Origin of the sequence: Mesorhizobium sp. ORS 3428, from assembly GCF_001854785.1 — a bacterium.
GTDB lineage: Bacteria > Pseudomonadota > Alphaproteobacteria > Rhizobiales > Rhizobiaceae > Mesorhizobium.
The window spans coordinates 229,704-245,981 of sequence record NZ_MDFL01000181.1 but is presented as its reverse complement, the minus strand read 5'-3'; the positions used below and the strand labels follow the sequence as shown (position 1 = coordinate 245,981).

Here is a 16,278-nt window from a genome sequence, read left to right as displayed (position 1 = left end):
GGGCGTCGTCCTCGGATAAGATGCTCGACCGTTTCCGCATCTCGGCCGGCCAATGCTTCAGCTCTTCCAGAACCATCGGTGCCTTAGTCAACGAATAGGAGATGCTGGCGCCAGAGGAGAAATGAAATTGTCGCCCAAAAAACTGTTCGTCCATCGGTTTGAGAGCCACAACTGAGCTTTAGTGGTAATGCCCGCCGGCGTCGGTTGGCGAGCTTTTGAATCTCAGGCTAACCTATGATAACGGATGGTTAGTAGGGACGAGTTGACTGCAAGAAGAGGGGGAACGTTTGAGCCGCATTTTGGTAGCGGTGATCGCAGGAGTCTGCTTCACAATATCGACTGCTTCAGCCGAGCAGGGAGAGCAGCAAAACATCAATTACCTGGCACGTATGGCAGATGGCAAATTGCATCGGGCTGCAACAATTTCAGGTAACATCTACGGCGTATTGAAAAAGTGCCCGGCGCTGAGACCAAGCGAAAGTGGAAAAGCCATGATGGCTGTCTCAATCCTTTTGTACCACGGGCTAGATAAACACTTGGCGCCTGATCGGGCCAAGTTCGAGAGGGCTATTCGCGTGTTTGAAGGCGCTTACCGCAAGGCTGCTCTGAGTAAGGTTGATTGCCGGTCCGAGAAGGCCAAGGATCCAGACAGCTACCGGTAGATATCTGCCTTGGGCCAAATCATATCGCGGCCGGACGCTTTTCCGAAATGTTCGGTTTGATACAGCGTCTGATTAGGTGAGTGGGGAAAATGAAAGTCGGTCGCACTATTCGAGCGCTTGCTCCGACAATAGCACTCATCCTTAGTTCGCCTGTGTCACCGAACGCTGGCGCTAAATCCGCTGCGTACGAAGGCGGGTACATAATGGCGGCGTTTTTTTCATGTCCCGTTAGGGCCGTGTATTCCTCGATGAATAACTTTTTCAAGTACCAAGGCACCAAAGAGTATAACCGTGGCTACGCCGCCTTTATGGCCGCGTTAAAAGGCCCTCGACCCAGTAAACTCTGCTTCGATGCAGCGCGCGCGAGCGGTTTCTTCACCGTCCGCTAATACAGAATAATGCCGGGCTATCTGGTGCCTATCCACATGGGGGACCAATTCGGCTACTGGCAAGTCTGCGCTCGGCAACGCATAAGTTAGTCTCAGTCGTCCTACCAGATAACCGCTTTCCTATCGGATCGCAGCGGCAGCCGGTCCAGTCGGCTCGGCGTGGACTGCACGATCCGGGCCTTCAACTTCGCCGTTTCGCCGCCCTGACAATGTCAACGCGATCGGCAACCCGTTCGCAGAGACCGAGATCGTGGCGGATGGCTTCAGGTCTGCGGGCTGGCGCAAATACTGTGTCAGCAGCGTCAAGCACAGGACGCCACCGTCCACCCCAGACATTATAGGCGTGACGGAATTCACTTACCCCCCGGCAAGTATGAAAATGTTGCCTTTCGACGCTTGCATCTTCCAACGCCTCCAGCACCTCGAAGGCAGCGAGCGTGCCGAGCGCGCCGTCGAAGCGGCCGCCAGTCAGCTGGCTGTCGAGATGGCTGCCGATCAGGAAGGGCGGCCTTGAATTGTCCTTGCCTTCGCGCCGAATGAACAGATTGGCGATGGCGTCCTGACCAATGCCGAAACCTCGTGCCCGACCAAGCTCCGCCAGAAGGCCTCGGGCGCGCCGATCTTCCGGCGAAAGTGCCTGCCGGTTGCCGCCTCCCTTGGGCGTGGCGCCGATCCGGACGAAAGCGTCGAGGGGGCCGAGGAAGCGCTCTGCGTCTATCCGAGGCTCGCTCATGCTCCATCTCTGTGGGCGGCGTCGTGAAAGGCGATTTCGAGCGCCTGCACGCGACCGAAGACGCGGCTGAGCCGCGCGCGATCGGCCTCGTCGAGCCCGGCATCCGCTGCGTCCAACTGCTGCCTCAGCCATTCAGCCTGCCTCVCGAAGGTGTCGTCGGCGTGCATGGCTACCCATTCGTTGAGCAGCGGATCGGCGATGGCTGCAGCCGCGACGCRCTTCGACCACGTCCAGTACATCCATTCCGCCRCAAACATAGCAACGATGATGTCGGGGAATCCCCCCTTCTCCGCAATGTCCAGCATGCCGGCACAGAACGCCTCGACACGCGGCTCGGCCAGATTGAAGGCGGCAGGATCGATGGCGCGGGCCGTCAATGTCCGTTCGAAATAGCTGATCTGCTGGTTGGCCAGCTCGTCCAGCACACCGATCAGCCAGCGCTTCTGTTCGATGCTGCCGGCCTTGGCGGTGGCAAGCGCGAAGATGGAGATGGCCGTGTCCACGAAGGCGCCCTCATAGACAAGGTAGCGGTCGAACACGTCGTCCGGCAGATGGCCCGCCTCGATGTCGGTCGTGAAGCGATGGCGAACCATGGCTTCGAAGATGGCCGCGTTTTCGCGCAGGATGCGCTCCGACAGCGACTCGACAGCCATCCGTCAAGCTCCCAAAGCAGGCTCGGCAGCGGCGCGGAAGGCGCGCACGCGCTCGATGTCGACCGGGTTCCACCACACGCCGCCCGCCTTCAGCGATGAGGCRACGATGACGCCGCTGGTGCGCTTGAGGATCTCCACGACATTAGTCTTGTCGACGCCGGAGCCGACCAGCAGCGGCAGATGCGTGGCGGCGGCGATCTCCTCGATCTCCTCGATGGTCGCGGCGTTGCCGGTGCGCTGGCCGGTGGCGATGACGCCGTCGGCATCGAAGAAGGCGAGGTCTCGCGTCAGCTCGACGATGGAGCGATCGGCGACGATGGCATGGCTGCCGTGCTTGACGTGGCTGTCGGCAAAGACCTTGATGTGCTCGGCCCTTAGAGCCGAACGATAACGCATGGCCTCCGCCGCGCGGCCCTCAATGAAGCCCTCGTTGGCGACATAGGCGTTCGCCCACTGGTTGACGCGGATGAACTTCGCRCCGCCGGCCAGGGCGATGGCGAAGGCCGGCATCGGCGCATTGGCCAGCACATTGACGCCGAGCGGTACGCCGAGGGCGCGCGCGATGCGGTTTGTGACCACCGACATGAAGGCTGCCGTCTCATAGCCGATGTCCTCGGGCTTGGAAAATGGCACGTCGCCATGATTCTCGATGATCAGGCCATGCATCCCACCCTCGATGAGGGCTTCGGCGTCGCGCATGCAGGCATCGTAGATGGAGTTCATGTCGGCGCCGCGATAACGGGGGGCGCCGGGGAAGGCAGGGCAATGGATCATGCCGATCAGCGCCTTGTCGCGCCCGAATATTTCCCTTATGGCGCTGGCGGGATTGTCYGAGATTTGCTGCATCTTAGAGTCCTTCGGAAGAGTGTTCATGCACGCTTATGTCATAGGCAATGTGGCGGTGGACGAGATCATCCGGGTCGACCAGTGGCCCTTGGCCGGTGCCTCGATCTTCGGCAGCCACAGCTCCAGCGACCTCGGCGGCAAGGGCGCAAACCAAGCGGTGGTCATGGCCCGCTGCGGCCTTGGCACCACTCTCATCGCACCTGTGGGAGTGGACTTCCGTGCCCAGAGCATCGCCGAACGGCTCGCCGCCGAGCCGGTCGAACGCCTGCTCCCGCGACAGGAGGGCCGAAGCAGTGACTTCTCCATCATATTCACGACACCCGACGGGGAGAACGCCATCGTCACCACGACGGACGCTGCCGAGAACCTTCGGCCCGAGGACGCGCTGCCTGCCATCCGCGAGGCACGACCGGGCGACCTCGCAGTCTTCCAGGGCAATCTTAGCGGAGCGACCACCGAGGCGCTGCTCAGCGAAGGGCGCCGGCGCGGCATGGTCACGGCCTTCAATCCGTCGCCGCTCAGACCGTCCTTCCAAGATTTGTGGGCGCTGGTGGACATCGCCTTCCTCAATGCCGGCGAGGCTCTGGCGCTGACCGGCGCCTCGGGCGAAGCGGCCGCCGCCGTGCTGCATGCGCGAGGCGTTCGCGACGTGGTGCTGACGCTCGGCGCGGAGGGCGCCCTCCTCAGCGGCGGCGGTGCTCTGTTGCGGGTGGCAGCGGCACCAACCAAGGTCGTGGACACCACCRGAGCGGGCGACACGTTCATGGGCTCGGCTCTGGCCTCCGCGTTCCTGCGCGGCACCCGCCTTGACGAACTGGCGCTCATCCATGCGGCGCGCGCGAGCGCGCTCACGGTGTCGCGGAAAGGCACGTTGGGCGCCTTTCCGAGCATCGAGGAGATGAGCGCGATCCTGGCGCAACTGTGAGGTCAGCGCTCGGCCGTCAGCCAGCCGAGGATGTTCTTCCACAGCCTGCCGTAGCCCTCCCAGGCACAGAAGGCCGGCGACAGCCAGTGCGGACCGATGTCGGACGTCCAGGCCGCCGTACGGCCCTTGCCATGGCTGCCAACCACAAGTAGCGGGAAGCCACCCTGGTCCTGCGGCAGACGCGCGACCAGTTCGACGTTGACACCCGGGCGAAGTTCAACCTCGTTGACGCCAAGCAGGGGCGGCCAAGCCTGGCTGGTCAGCCCCGCCATCACCGGATGATCCTTGGCGACAATTTCCGCCACCGTGCCTTCGGGTATCTCGACGCGGTCGTCATAGGGCAGGCAGGTGACGGGCAGCGTGTCCTCCACCGGCGTGCGGCGCCAGCGGGCCTTTCCGTCGATGCCCTGGAAAGAGAAGTAGCCGCCGACCATAAGCAGGCCACCGCCCTTTTCCACCMAGGCCTTGAGCAGTTTCAGCCGGTTCGGCACGGTGCGCGAATGCAGCCACACCTCCGGCGGCAGAAGCAGTGAGTTCGCCCCGATGTCGGACAGGATGATGGTGTCGTAGACCTCGAGTCCCGCCATGTCGAAGGGCAGCTTCTCCACCGCTTCATGGGCCGGCATGTAGGTCAGTTCATACTCTGAGCCMTCGAGGGCCTTCACCAGCGGCTCGGCGCCGAGATGGAAGGTCACGGAACCGAACTGATCGAAACCCTTGTAGTGGGTGGCCGAACTTACCCAGCTTTCGCCGACGAGGAGAACCTTCTTTGTCATGTCGTCTTTCGCTTTCTGTCTTTGAGAAATTGGGCCTTCCAACATCAGGCCGTCGCGTCGAAGACCGAGCGCGGATTGTCATGCATGAGCCGCTTGAGCGCGGCCTCCGCCACGCCGTGTCGCCTCAGGCGCGGCAGGAAGTGCTTCGGCACGTAGGCATAGCCGTTGCCGCCATAATGGGTGAGCATCATCTTGAGGAACACGTCATGCGAAACGAGGACGCGGTCCAGATAGCCGGCATCGGTCAAGCGCACGATGCCGCGCGCCGCCTCGTCGTCGCTAGGGCACTGAACCTGCTGGTCGGCATAGAAGAAGTCCATGCCGACCATATCATATTCGATGAAGGCGCCGCGCGCGGCCAATGATGATTGATAGGCGAAATCGTCGTGCGACGGGTTCATGTGGCATAGCACCGTGTGGCGCAGGTCCRCTCCCTCCCCCTCAACGATGTCGAGCACCTTGTGGCCAAAGCGGAACCAGCCGGGCAGATGCACCATCAGCGGCAGCCCGGTCAGCCGCTGGGCGCGGGCGGCCCCACGCAGGGACTTCTCTTCGCTCTTTGTGAAGTCGGCGGAGACACCGATCTCGCCGATAAGCCCGATCCTGACGTCGGTGCCCTCAACGCCGTCCACCGCCTCGCGTACGATCTCGGCGGCGATGTCGTCCGCCGACATCGACGCTACCTTGGCCGGATGGGAGGATGCGAGATAGTAGCCGGCGCCCATGACGATGTTGAGCCCGCTCGCCGCCGAGATTCGGCGCAAGGCCCGCGGATCGCGGCCAATGCCCTGGCAAGTGGGTTCGACCAGCGTGYGCCCGCCGACGGAGGCGAACTGCTTCAGTTCCGTCACCGCCAGCGCCTCGTCGTCCARCGTGATGTTGTGGCGGTTGACGAAGGGGTCCTGCCGAAGCTCCGAAAGGATCTCCATGCACACGAAGCCACCAGCCAGATATTGCCGCTCGGGCTCCTTCGGCCTATGCCACCAGCACAGACAATCGTTCAGCACGTGCTCGTGCATGAGCGTCAGGCCGAGATCGGAGGCGGCGACCGGCCCGGCCACCGTCATCACCTTGCCTGAGCGGACATGTGCCTCGGAGAGCGGGGTCRCCGTCATTTCGCGTTGCCTCCCGCTTTCCCCGGCAGACGGAACTTGGCATTGAAGATGCGGGTGTTCAGCCAGATGGCGATCAGGATGATGGCGCCGGTGACGATCTGGGTGAAGAAGGGCGAGATGTGCATTAGGATGAGGCCGTTGCCTATCACGGCGATCGTTAGTGTGCCGAGCAGGGTACCGAGGATGGTGCCGCGCCCGCCCATCAGCGAAGTGCCGCCGAGGACAACAGCTGCGATCACTTGCAGTTCGAACCCGACAGCCGCGTTGGATGAGCCCGAGCCAAGACGAGCGGCGATGAGAAGGCCAGCGACGGCACAGGAAATGCCCGAGATCATGTAGACCGAGGCGATGACCCAGCGCGCTGGCATGCCGACGCGACGCGCGGCCTCCATATTGGAGCCGACGGCCACCACCTGCCGGCCATAGCGGGTCGAGCGGATCGTGACATAGCCGACAATGGCGACGACCACGGCGATGAGCGCCGGAATGGGGATACTGACGATTTCGCCGCGGCCCAGCATGAGGAAGCCCGGAGCGTTCTCAATCGGGATCGAATAGCCCTGGGTGAGGTAAAGTGYCAGTCCGCGCAGGATGGAAAGGCCGGCGAGCGTGACGATGAAGGCTGGCACGTCCTGATAGGYTACGAACCAGCCTTGGCCTAGCCCCGTCAGCACGCCGAGGGCCAGCATGGCCAGAACGGTGGCAGGCCATGGCAGGCCTGCAGCCATCAGGATGGCAGCCAGCGCATTGACCAATGCCACCTGCGAGCCGACTGACAGGTCAATGCCGGCTGTGATGATGACGAACGTCATCGCCACGGCGACGATCAGGATGGGGGCTGCCTGTCGCAAGATGTTCAGAATGTTGCCGATGGTGAAGAAGGTGTTCGTGCCAACGGTAAAGAAGGCGATGYACGCGAAGAAAAAGATCGCGATGGAGAGTATCTGAGCGTTTTCAGCCAGGAAGTCTGCCCATGGCGAGCCCTTCGCCCTTTCGGTGTAGAGGGTCATTGCTGTGCGCCTTCTCCGACGATGAGCTTGACGATGTCTTCGAGGTCGGTTTCCCCGATGCGGCGCTCGGCCACCTTGGTGCCTTCATACATGACGGCGATGCGGTCGCAGACGCGAAACAGGTCCTGAAGGCGATGGGTGATGAGGATGACCGAAACGCCGCGCGCCTTGACGCGATTGATCAGCGTCAGCACTGCTTCGACTTCCGCCACCGCGAGCGCCGAGGTGGGCTCGTCCATGATTAGCACCTTCGGATTGAACGCAGCAGCGCGGGCGATGGCGATGGCCTGCCGCTGGCCGCCAGACAGCTTCTCGACCTTGGCGGTGAGGCGGGGAATGCGGATCTCAAGAGCCTCCAGCATGTGGCGTGCACCTTCGAGCATGGCCTGGTGGTCGAGGAATGGCCCCTTGGTGCGCTCTCGCCCAAGGAAGAGATTGCCAATCACGTCGATATGATCGCACAGGGAAAGGTCCTGAAACACCATCTCGATGTTTCGGGCACGCGCGTCTGCCGGGCCGGAGAGTACCACCGGCCGACCTTCGATCGTGATGGTGCCGCCATCGGGAATGTAGGTGCCGGATATGATCTTGGTCAGCGTCGACTTGCCCGCGGCGTTGTCGCCGACGAGACCGAGACATTCACCCGGATAGATGTCGAGATCGACGCCGCGGAGCGCCTGGTGCGAGCCGAAGGTCTTGACGATGCCGCGCAGTGAAACGCGTGGCGTCGCGCCGTCGGCGTGCCCGCCGGCAGGCCGGGGGGAAGTCCCCCCGGCGGCGGCAGACATTACGGCCTGGTTTTCGGTCATTTGAAGACGGCCCGGTATGGCTCGACATTGTCCTTGGTGACGATGGTCACTGGCACTGCGACGTTCTTGTCCACACTGCCGCCCTTGGTGATGGTGTCGAGCGCTTTTACGGCGGCCTCTCCCATCCCGGCAGGATCCTGCTGCACGACGGCCGTGACGTAGCCCTTGTCGATGCCCGAGATCGCCTGCGCGGTCAGGTCCCAGCCGAAGATCTTGATCTGATCCTGCTTGCCCTGGCTCTCCACGGCAGCGATGGCTCCCAGCAGCGCCGGTTCGCCGGTGGCGTAGATGRCATTCATGTCGGGATTGCCGGTGATCAGATTTTCGGCGGCGGCAAGCGCGGTGTCTTGCACGTTCTGGCCGTCGACCACAGCTATCGTTTCGATGCCGTCCTTGCCCTTGATGGCATCCTGGAAGCCTTTCTGGCGCACATTCTGGATGTATGAGTTGAGGGCGCCGACGATGYCGATCTTGGCCTTGCCGCCCATATTGGCCTTAACATAGTCGAGGAAATGCGCACCCATGTCGGCACCGGCCTTGGCGTTGTCGACACCGATCTGCGCTTTCTGCGGACCCTTAGGCAGGATAGCGTCGATCGCCACCACCGGGATCTTGGCGTCCGCCGCCTGATTGACCGCCGCCATGATGCCGTTGACGTCGATGGCCACGACGATCAGCCCGTTTACCTTCTGTTGAATGTAGGTCTCGATGGCGCTGTTCTGGGCGGCAGCGTCGTTGTTGGCGTTGAAGATTACGAGCTTGGCGCCGGCGGCGTCCGCAGCCTTCTGTGCGCCTTGGTTGATCTGGTTAAAGAACAGGGCCTGCTGGTTGATCTGCACCAGAGCGTAGGTCTTCTGGTCTTGCGCGACGGCGGGCGAAACCGCGCCGGCAAAAATGCCAAGTGCGGTGAAGCCGAGGGCCGCGGCGAAGGTTCTGCGTGTTGTAGTCCAAGTCATTTCGTTTCTCCTCTGTGAAGTTTTCTTCCATTGCCGGCTTAACGTTTCGCGGGCGGGGCAACGGAATCCCGCACCACGATCTCGACTGGCATCAGTTCCTGCGGCGCCGGCGACGCGAGATCCTGCCAGTTCGTTTCGAGAAGCAACGCCAGCGACCGTCTGCCGATGTCCCGAACGGGCTGGCGCACGGCCGTAACTGACGGCGCGAACAGGTGGAAGGGCGYGACATCGTCGAACCCAACGATGGAGACCTGACCGGGAACCGAGACGCCCTCCGCCCGAAAGACCTCGATCATGCCGATGGTGATCTCGTCCGATGAGGCGARGATCGCGGTGCTCGGCATGCCCTCGGTGATGAAGCGGCGGGCGGCCTCACGTCCGAACTCGATCGTATAGTTCCCGCGATAGCTCGCCGGCACGATGTCCTCGCCCCAATGCTCGCGGAGCGCACGCCGCAGGCCGTCGAAGCGACGGCGGCCGCTGATCATCTCCTGCTGGCTGCCGACGAACAGCACTTCGCGATGCCCGTGCGCGGCGAGGTGGTGGCCGGCGAGGTACCCGCCCTGTTCGTTGTCGCAGAACAGTTTCGGCACATCCGCACCCGGCACGTCCTCGTCGGCGATGACGACCTTTCCGACCCTGTTGATGTGAGTAGCGAGCTGGCCGTCGTCGGCATGGTTGGTGACGAAGATCAGCCCGTCCACATGTTTGCGCTCGATCAGCTCCAGATAAGCCACCTCGCGGCCGGTACGATTGAGCGTGGCGAAGAGCGAGACTGCGAGGTTGCGGCTGTCGRCTTCCGCCTCGACCGCTGCAACCAAGGTGGCGAAGAACGGATTGGCGATGTCGGGAACGACCAGGYCGATCGTGTCCGAGCGGCCGCGGCTGAGGCGACGCGCATGCGGGTTGGGCCGATAGTTGAGGTCACGGATTGCGTCCTCGATGCGCTTGCGTGTCTCTTCGGGAAGAGAGAGCGAGCCGTTGAGCAGGCGCGAGACGGTCGCCACGGAAACGCCGGCCGCTCCGGCGACGTCCTTCAGGCTGGCGGCTTTGTCGCTCATGCCGTTCCCCATGCTGGCATCTTGTAAAGCGCTTTACTAAAGCGCTTTACTGTCCGTTAAGAGGCAAGCTTTGTCAAGCCTCGCGATTGATCCTTGAATAGCGGCCCCGGGCGCGTCCTACCCTAGGCCAATATCGGCAGCAGAATCGTCACGCACGTCTTGTCGCCCAATGCCGCCAGGGSGCAATGTTGGTGACCGCGAAGGTCTATATGCAACCCGAGCGACCAGGTCTGGTGCGTTCTCGACCAGACCCGTTTGTTTGAGATAGCGAAGCAGCGAACTCTTTATGCCCGACAAAGAAAGCTCCTTTGGATAAGGCGACGTCTCGTCCTGGCGACGTCGCGGAAAGCAGCCTAGCCGCAGCGTCACCTCGGCATTTGCTCCAGCGCTGCCATTATTGTCGGATCCCCTTCACGTTTCGTCTCAACTATCCTGCAAGATCATTAGATCCCCGACTGCCAGCAGGCGCGTGCCGTTGACGCAGAGCGAGTGGACCGTTCGACGATTATTCCTAACAGAGCGGCGCTAATTTCGTGCCCAACCTCCCCTTACGCATAACGGCGGCTAAGCCACCATCATCGGCTCGCTGGGAGTTCGGACAAAATAAGGTCATGGGACGATCCACCGGCTGATGACTCCGCGAAACCACGCGCCGGCCGTGGTCAGTCGGCGGAATTCATCCCGAGGATGGTGGCGGTGTTGGCGTCAGACTGAGGAGGATTAGCACCTAAGGGCCGATGTGCCCCTGGTTACCAGCCCAAGTGGACTATCTGCGAGAGATCGGCGATGTCGCCGTAGATCATCGAGCCTTTGACGAGAAAACACTTGCCACCCAGGACCTCGAACAGCGGGCTTGACGCCATRCAAACCGGCGGGACCTTACGGCCCTTGGCTTCGGCATAGCCGATGCTGATTGCGAGGATGGCGACGGTAATGAGTGTAGTCTTGCTCATGCCTAACCTCTGAAGCCAACTGGCTCTTGGGCCGCAAACCGGGTTACCGCCCGTTAAGTAGCATCGGTCCATGATGGGCTTCATCATCGATTGGATGACGACGGCTCATCTGTTTGCGGTAGGTGGAAAAACGGGTTCAAGGATCGGAGCCATCGGAATAGCCTGAGACACTCAGCTTTGGCGAAGTGCGGCGCCCACCACACTATCCGTCTAGGTTCGCACATGCTCTCGATCCAAGACCTCAACCGGCTAGCGCTTGCCGGCAGCAATGTCCGTTCGTCGTGACCGAGCTTGATCGCCTGTCGAGCGATATCGCGGTTATTGCCGACCTAATGGCCCAGCGTACCGATCATCGTCGCAAGGACTCGGTGCCGACACCGAGCATTCATGCTGCACGCCACACCCCATTGGCTGAGACACGATCATTGGCAGCCTAGAAGCAGTGTGTCGAAAGCTGGGTAATTTCACGAAATGCTAACGATGCAACTGCGACCGGTCGCCTGCCCCGGGTCGAGGCGGCAAGCAGTTTGCCCAAATTGTGTTACCTATTATAGCTTGCCTACAAAGGGCAGCGGCACGAGCCGGCGGGGGATAATAGCTGCGCTAAATGGGCGAGGCGTCCGGCGCGCGGCGGCCAATAGTCGATGATGTCACAGACCTAGCTTAGAAGATTCCCTCGGCAGACGAACGCAGTATAGCACCGTGTTGGCGGCACCCTTCCTCCGACTCGCCCCCCCGCTCGATGGAACTCGATCGAGAGGATTGTCAACGGGAAGCTCAGCAGCACCAGTAGCCTTCTGCGGTAACTTTCAAGTGCAATGCGATTGAGCATCCGGGGAACCGAACCAATCCACAGAAATATTTTGTTCGTATTTTGGTTGGCTAGAATTGCCACTGGGCATTGGTCAACTATCTCTAAACAAAGGTAGATTTCRCCGACTTGGATTCCGCCTCTGGCGCCATCTTTCTGTCAAGCCAACAAGATCATAAGCTAAGCCAAATCAGAGTGTCGCTCGACCGACCGAGTTACAGACGTGTGCGACAACGCTCTGTCGGCTGGTCCGCTCTATGGCTCGCAAAGATTCTCGCGACCGACAGTTCGTCCAGTGCGCTCCCGCTGACTTGCACGACCTGATGGTAGGCAGGAAGCCGGCGATCAGGAACGGCAGGCAGGCGCCGCTTATCGGCTCCACCGTGGCGGCTTTCAAGGTCCTATTGATGAAGCCAACCGAGTTCTGGTGCCCGCCTGGATCAGCCGATCGGCCAGGATGGCGAGGAAGGCGATCGACAGGCCGGCGATCAGGCCCATGCCGGCATCGGCCTTGCCCAGCGCGACATAGACCTGCTGGCCGAGGTCGCGGGTGCCGACCAATGCCGCGATCGCCAGCATCGACAGCGCCGCCATGATCGTCTGGTTGAGGCCGAGCATCACCACGGGCAACGCCAAAGGCAGCTTGGCCTGAAGCAGCGTCTGCAAGGGCGTCGCGCCCATCTGCTCGACCGCCTCGACCACATCGGCGCGTACATGCCTCAGCCCGTGCTCGACATAGCGGATCGGCGGCACGATGGCATAGAGCATGATGGCGATCAGCGCCGTGAACTCGCCGACCTTGAAGAACATCAGCGCCGGAATGAGGAAGACGAACTGCGGCATCGTCTGCAGCGCGTCVCAGATCGGCTTCAGGACGCGCGAGACGCGGTCGCTGTGTGCCGCCCATACCCCCAAGGCACCGCCGATCAACAGGCAAAGCAACACCGCCAGCGTGCAGAGATAAAGCGATTGCACCAGCGCCGCCCAGAGCCCGTTGACGAGGATCAGCGCGAAGCCGGCGAGCGCGAAGAGACCGAGCCGCAGACCCGCAACCTGACYGGCAAGCAGCGCGACGGCGAGGATGAAGATCGGCCAGGGCAGGTCGAGGAAGCCGGTGTAAAGGAGGAAACCGGCGGCAAGCACTGCCAGGGCCGGCCACCAGCCGAAGCCGCGCATCACCAGCCCGACCACCACCAGAACCAGGCCGAAATAGGCAGCAACCAGCGGCGGCGAGAATGCAAAGCCCCAGATGGCCGGTGTCGCGGCCCCGGAAATGCCGACGCGCATCGGCAGAAGCAGGCCATAGAGAACCGCGTTGCGGATGCCGTCGAAGAACCAGGCATAGTCGCGCACGAGTCCGAGCAGCCACTGGTTGACGGTGCCCATCTCCATGCGCAGCGCGGTGTCCGGCAGGAGCGTTGCATTCGGGACGGCAAAGCGGATGACCACGGCCAGTCCGAGCGCCAGCAGCAGCGATATCGCCAGCCGGCGCGGCGTCATCCATCGCATGGTGCGTGTCGGTCCGGTCTCGGGCTCGCGAGCAAAGCCGATGGTGAGGCGGTCGATGAGTATGGCAAGCAGCGCGATCACCAGGCCTGAAAGGATGCTCTGGCCGAACTCGGCCTTGCGCATCGAGGACAGGACCTCCCAGCCGATGTCCTCGAAGCCGCCGATGATGGCGGCGACGATGACCATCGACAGCGCCGCCATGGTGGTCTGGTTGAAGCCGACGAGAAGCTGCGGCAATGCCGTCGGCACCTCGACCTGCCAGAATTGCTGGCGGCGGGTRCAGCCGCTCATCAAGCCGGCCTCGCTGATCGCCGCCGGCACCCGTTCGAGGCCGAGCATGGTGTTGCGCACCATCGGCGGCGTCGCGTAGATCGCGCTGGCGATCAACCCGACCACCGGCCCGAAGCCGAACAGAAGCAAGAGCGGGATGAGATAGGCAAAGGCCGGCACCGTCTGCATGAGATCAAGCGCGCCGAGCAGCGCCGGGCGGAACCGCGGGCGGGCATGGCCGAGGACGCCAAGCAYGAAACCGAGCACGGTCGAGATCGGCACCGCCAGCAGCACGAGCGCCAGCGTGTTCATGCTCTGCGGCCAGTAGCCGGCAAGCAGGATGTAGGCCAGTGCAAGCAAAGCAAAGATCGCCAGCCGGCCGCCGCTCGACTTCATGGCAAGCGCCGCGACGCCAAGCATCACCGCCGGCCAGGGCAACCAGGCAAGCGCCAGCCGCGCGCCTCGCATCGGCGCGTCGAGCATCGCGGACAGCGCGCGGAACGCCGGTTGCATGAGGGCGACCACGGCGTTGGCCACGGCGTTGACATAGGCGGCGAGCGGCAGCGTCCACTGCTTCGGGAAATTCACCAGCCAGGGGAATTCCGTCTTCAGCAGCAGGCAAAGCGCCGTCAGCACGGCGAGGCCGAACCAGGGCAGGAGGGCCGGCTCCACTGCGAACCTCGATGAGGACCGTAATGTCGCGGCCGGCGCTGTCATGACCGTGTGCCTCTCGCCCGCTCGCGCTCCAGCACGGCAAGCACCGCGCCGGCGTCGAGCAGCATCGGCGGTCTGTCGCCGGCGCCGGGCACGGTGAAGGCGGTGATGCCGGAGGCGAGCTTCGGGATCAGCGCTTCGAGGCTGGTGTCGGCGGCGATGCTTTGCTCGGGCAGCGCCGCGCCGTTGGCGGGAGCGGCTAAATCGCCTGCCGTGATGACGCGCAGCAGCGGCATGTCCTCGGTGAACTGCGCGACATAGTCGTCGGCCGGATTGAGCACGATGTCGGCCGGGCGGCCGACCTGGACAATCTTGCCGGCGCGCATGATCGCCAGCCGGTCGGCCAAGCGGAAGGCCTCGGCAATGTCGTGGGTGATGAAGATGATGGTCTTCTTCAGCATGCGCTGGAGGCGCAGGAACTCGTCCTGCATCTGCCGGCGGATCAGGGGATCGAGCGCCGAAAACGGCTCGTCGAGGAACCAGAGTTCCGGGCCGACGGCAAGCGAGCGGGCAATGCCGACACGCTGCTGCTGGCCGCCGGAAAGCTGGTGCGGGAAGGAGGCCTCCCGGCCTTCGAGCCCGACGAGCGTGATCATCTCTCGCGCGCGGGCTTCGCGCTCCTTCGCCGGCCTGCCCTGGATCTTCAGCGGGAAGGCGACGTTGTCCAAAACGCTCAAGTGCGGCAGCAGGCCGAAATTCTGGAACACCATTCCCATCGCATGGCGGCGCAATTCGATGAGTTCCTTGCCGCTGGCCTGAAGCAGGTTCTTGCCATCGAGCAGGATTTCGCCGGCGCTCGGCTCGACCAGCCGCGACAGGCAGCGCACCAGCGTCGACTTGCCGGAGCCGGAGAGGCCCATGATGACGAAGATCTCGCCGGTCGCCACCTCGAAGCTGGCATCGACGACCGCGGGCAGATGTGCTTCCGCGCGCAGCCGCTCGGCAAGCTTATCGGGATCGATCACATAGCCGCGCGAGTCGAAATAGTAGCCCGGKTGTCGGCCATAGACCTTCCAGACATTGYGGCAGGCAAGCTTTATCGGACGTGCAGCGGCGTTCATCGGAATGCACCCATGCACCGCCAGCTCCCGCGCCTCGCGGGAGCCGGGCTTCCACTACCATCAGCCCTTGCCAGGCACATCGCCGATTTCATCCCTTGGCGGCGTCGAGCCAAGGTTTCCACACCGTCTCGTTCTTGTCGATCCATTCCTTGACGACGGCATCGAGGTCCTTGCCCTGCTTGTCGACGGCCAGCATCATCTTCTGCTGCTCGGTCGCGTCCATCTTGAAGGCCTTGAGGAAGGCATAGGCCGCCGGCCATTTGGCGCCGAAGCCCGACCAGACGATCTTGTCGACATCGGGCGGGGTGATGCAGTGCTCGTTGGTCTGCTCCTTGCAGGGCGGCATCTTGATCCAGCCGACCTCATTTTCGGCCAGCGCGTAATGCGGGCCCCAGAACATCATGATGAGCGGCGTCTTGGCCGCTTCCGAGGCTTCGAGCTCGGCGACCAGCGCGCCCTCCGAGCCCGCCGGCACGGCGGTGTAGGGCATGTTGTTGTCGGCAAGGATGGTTGCCGCGCGCGAACCCCAGTCGGCCGGATAGTCGAGGAAGCGGCCGTTGGGCGCGGTCTCGGGCGTCGACAATGCCTGGACGCACTCCGGCTTGCTGAGCGCCGTCCAGTCCGGCAGGCCGGGGCAGACCTTCTCCATGAATTTGGGATAGATCCAGCCTTCCTGGGTCTTCAAATCGAGCTTGCCGATGTCCTCGATCTGCTTGGCCGCCAGCACCTTCGGATAGATGTCGCCGACATTGTTGAGCCAGATCTCGACCGAGGCGCTGAGCGAGCCGTCGGCCAATCCTGAGAATTGCGGGAAGTTGCCGGCGGTGACGTATTCGACCTTGTAGCCGAGCTTCTGCAAAAGCTGGCCGGCGATGTGCGTGGAGACATGCGCGCCGGTCCATTCGAGCATGGCGAGCTTGATCGGCTCATCCTTGGCGCCGAGATCGGCACTTTGCCCGGCCGTCGTCGCGGCAAGCATCAGCGCGAGGCCGAGGCCGGCCCCTTTCAGTTTCTTTTTCATGTCG

The 16,278-nt window shown here is 62.7% G+C and carries 14 protein-coding genes and 1 pseudogene; 2 read left to right on the top strand and 13 right to left on the bottom strand.

Annotated elements, in window-relative coordinates:
* Positions 1 to 287: 287 nt before the first annotated feature.
* A complete protein-coding gene (locus ORS3428_RS33610) occupies positions 288 to 662 on the top strand; it encodes a hypothetical protein (RefSeq protein WP_172833751.1) in 375 nt (124 codons plus the stop codon).
* Between the two features lie 777 nt (positions 663 to 1,439).
* Here the strand turns inward: ORS3428_RS33610 and ORS3428_RS32005 are convergent.
* The 3 genes and pseudogenes from ORS3428_RS32005 to ORS3428_RS30395 form a co-directional block, all read right to left on the bottom strand.
* Positions 1,440 to 1,784: pseudogene (locus tag ORS3428_RS32005) on the bottom strand (Zn-dependent hydrolase); the annotation flags it as partial.
* Positions 1,781 to 2,437 (bottom strand): TenA family protein, encoded by a 657-nt coding sequence (locus ORS3428_RS30400; protein WP_071101943.1) that lies wholly within the window; start codon positions 2,435 to 2,437, stop codon positions 1,781 to 1,783. The pseudogene ORS3428_RS32005 and the gene ORS3428_RS30400, both read right to left, overlap by 4 nt.
* Positions 2,438 to 2,440: 3 nt before the next feature.
* Entirely contained in the window at positions 2,441 to 3,283 is an 843-nt protein-coding gene (locus ORS3428_RS30395; protein WP_071101973.1) for a BtpA/SgcQ family protein, read from the bottom strand.
* Between the two features lie 25 nt (positions 3,284 to 3,308).
* Here ORS3428_RS30395 and ORS3428_RS30390 point away from each other — a divergent pair, with 25 nt between their 5' ends.
* Positions 3,309 to 4,208 (top strand): ribokinase, encoded by a 900-nt coding sequence (locus ORS3428_RS30390; protein WP_071101942.1) that lies wholly within the window; start codon positions 3,309 to 3,311, stop codon positions 4,206 to 4,208.
* 2 nt (positions 4,209 to 4,210) lie between these two features.
* Here the strand turns inward: ORS3428_RS30390 and ORS3428_RS30385 are convergent, their stop codons facing one another.
* The 10 genes from ORS3428_RS30385 to ORS3428_RS30340 all read right to left on the bottom strand — a co-directional run bounded on the left by ORS3428_RS30385 (position 4,211) and on the right by ORS3428_RS30340 (position 16,274).
* Positions 4,211 to 4,984: a glutamine amidotransferase gene (locus ORS3428_RS30385; RefSeq protein ID WP_071101941.1), complete on the bottom strand. Its 774-nt coding sequence runs from the start codon at positions 4,982 to 4,984 to the stop codon at positions 4,211 to 4,213.
* Between the two features lie 44 nt (positions 4,985 to 5,028).
* Positions 5,029 to 6,099, bottom strand: a complete 1,071-nt coding sequence (locus ORS3428_RS30380) for a phosphotriesterase family protein (RefSeq protein WP_071101940.1) — start codon at positions 6,097 to 6,099, stop codon at positions 5,029 to 5,031.
* Positions 6,096 to 7,109 (bottom strand): ABC transporter permease, encoded by a 1,014-nt coding sequence (locus ORS3428_RS30375; RefSeq protein ID WP_071101939.1) that lies wholly within the window; start codon positions 7,107 to 7,109, stop codon positions 6,096 to 6,098. Before ORS3428_RS30375 ends, ORS3428_RS30380 begins: the two co-directional genes overlap by 4 nt.
* The gene (locus ORS3428_RS30370; RefSeq protein WP_071101938.1) at positions 7,106 to 7,918 is read right to left on the bottom strand and encodes an ATP-binding cassette domain-containing protein; all 813 of its coding nucleotides are present in this window, start codon (positions 7,916 to 7,918) and stop codon (positions 7,106 to 7,108) included. The genes ORS3428_RS30375 and ORS3428_RS30370 overlap by 4 nt, the downstream gene beginning before the upstream one ends.
* On the bottom strand, positions 7,915 to 8,874 hold the full coding sequence (locus ORS3428_RS30365) for a substrate-binding domain-containing protein (protein ID WP_071101937.1): 960 nt from the start codon (positions 8,872 to 8,874) through the stop codon (positions 7,915 to 7,917). Before ORS3428_RS30365 ends, ORS3428_RS30370 begins: the two co-directional genes overlap by 4 nt.
* A gap of 38 nt (positions 8,875 to 8,912) precedes the next feature.
* The gene (locus ORS3428_RS30360; RefSeq protein ID WP_108723220.1) at positions 8,913 to 9,935 is read right to left on the bottom strand and encodes a LacI family DNA-binding transcriptional regulator; all 1,023 of its coding nucleotides are present in this window, start codon (positions 9,933 to 9,935) and stop codon (positions 8,913 to 8,915) included.
* Between the two features lie 749 nt (positions 9,936 to 10,684).
* Positions 10,685 to 10,888, bottom strand: a complete 204-nt coding sequence (locus tag ORS3428_RS30355; protein WP_071101935.1) for a hypothetical protein — start codon at positions 10,886 to 10,888, stop codon at positions 10,685 to 10,687.
* Between the two features lie 1,204 nt (positions 10,889 to 12,092).
* The gene (locus ORS3428_RS30350) at positions 12,093 to 14,150 is read right to left on the bottom strand and encodes an ABC transporter permease (RefSeq protein WP_172833750.1); all 2,058 of its coding nucleotides are present in this window, start codon (positions 14,148 to 14,150) and stop codon (positions 12,093 to 12,095) included.
* A 41-nt stretch (positions 14,151 to 14,191) separates the two neighbouring features.
* Entirely contained in the window at positions 14,192 to 15,253 is a 1,062-nt protein-coding gene (locus ORS3428_RS30345; RefSeq protein ID WP_071101933.1) for a quaternary amine ABC transporter ATP-binding protein, read from the bottom strand.
* Between the two features lie 88 nt (positions 15,254 to 15,341).
* Positions 15,342 to 16,274 (bottom strand): ABC transporter substrate-binding protein, encoded by a 933-nt coding sequence (locus tag ORS3428_RS30340; protein ID WP_083355356.1) that lies wholly within the window; start codon positions 16,272 to 16,274, stop codon positions 15,342 to 15,344.
* Between the last annotated feature and the right edge of the window lie 4 nt (positions 16,275 to 16,278).